Raw genomic sequence first — 269 nt, 5'->3', positions numbered from 1 at the left:
CATGGCGGATGCCTTGGCTCATGGAGGCGATGAAGGACGTGATAAGCTGCGATAAGCCCGGGGTAGGTGCAAATGACCTCTGATCCCGGGATTTCCGAATGGGACAACCCGGCTGTCTGAAGGACAGCCGCCGTCGGCACAGTCCGATGGCGCCAACCGAGGGAACTGAAACATCTTAGTACCTCGAGGAAAAGAAAACAAAACGTGATTCCCCCAGTAGTGGCGAGCGACCGGGGAAGAGCCCAAACCGCAGGCGTAGCAATGCGCCT

At 58.0% G+C, this 269-nt stretch carries 1 rRNA gene; it reads left to right on the top strand.

Going from position 1 to position 269, the window contains the following annotated elements:
• Window positions 1-269: ribosomal RNA gene (locus tag CIL02_RS15220) — 23S ribosomal RNA — on the top strand; the annotation flags it as partial.

It is taken from the genome of Prevotella sp. P3-122 (assembly GCF_002251365.1).
Taxonomy (GTDB): Bacteria; Bacteroidota; Bacteroidia; order Bacteroidales; family Bacteroidaceae; genus Prevotella.
This window is presented reverse-complemented; position numbering and strand designations above follow the sequence as displayed.